Source organism: Streptomyces hygroscopicus subsp. hygroscopicus (assembly GCF_001553455.1).
GTDB classification, from domain to species: Bacteria; Actinomycetota; Actinomycetes; order Streptomycetales; family Streptomycetaceae; genus Streptomyces; species Streptomyces hygroscopicus.
In genome coordinates, this window is record NZ_BBOX01000147.1 from 1 (window position 1) to 949 (window position 949).

Consider the following 949-nt stretch of genomic DNA (forward strand, 5'->3'; position numbering starts at 1 on the left):
ACCGCGCGGCACGGTGCTGGTGACCGGCGGCACCGGTGCGCTGGGCGGCCAGGTGGCCCGCTGGCTGGCACGCGGCGGTGCCGAGCACCTGGTGCTGACCAGCCGTCGCGGCCTTGACGCGCCGGGCGCGGCCGAGCTGCGCGAGGAGCTGGAGACGCTGGGCGCCCGGGTGACCGTGGCCGCCTGCGACGTGGCCGACCGTGAGCAGCTCGCCGCGGTGCTGGCCGCCGTACCGGAGGAGTATCCGCTGACGGCGGTCGTCCACGCGGCGGGCGCCAACGGGGCGGGGCCGCTGGCCGAGACCGGGCTGGCCGACATCGCCGCCGTGGTCTCCGGCAAGGTGGCGGGCGCCGTCAACCTGGACGAGCTGCTCGGCGACCGTGAGCTCGACGCGTTCGTGGTGTTCTCGTCGATCGCCGGCGTGTGGGGCAGCGGTGGCCAGGCCGCGTACGGTGCGGCCAACGCCTACCTGGACGCCCTGGTGGAGGAGCGCCGTGGCCGGGGTCTCGCCGGTACGGCCGTGGCCTGGGGCCCCTGGGCCGAGAGCGGCATGGCGACCGGGGACGGCGCCGCCGAGCACCTGGCGCGGCGCGGTCTGCCCGCGATAGCGCCCGACCTGGCGATCGCCGCCCTGCAGGGGGCGGTCGCGGGTGACGACGGTGTGCTGACGGTCGCCGATGTGGACTGGGAGCGGTTCGCCCCCGCGTTCACCATGGGGCGGCCGAGCCCGCTCATCGGCGACCTGCCCGAGGTGGAACGGGCGCTGGCGAACGCGGGGGACGCCGAGGGCGCCGGGCGCGGCGCGGGCGCCGCGCTGCGCGAGCGGCTGGCGGGGCTGACCGAGGCCGAGATCGACCGGACCCTGCTCGACCTGGTGCGGGCCCACGCCGCCGCGGTCCTCGGCTTCGCGGGCCCGGAGGCGATCGAAGCCGGCCGCGCGTTCCAGGAG

1 protein-coding gene is annotated in these 949 nt (G+C 77.9%); it reads left to right on the forward strand.

Annotation, left to right across the window (positions count from 1 at the left end):
* Window positions 1-949: beta-ketoacyl reductase (locus tag AXW62_RS16960; protein WP_159060900.1), on the forward strand; the 949-nt coding region annotated here is incomplete at both ends.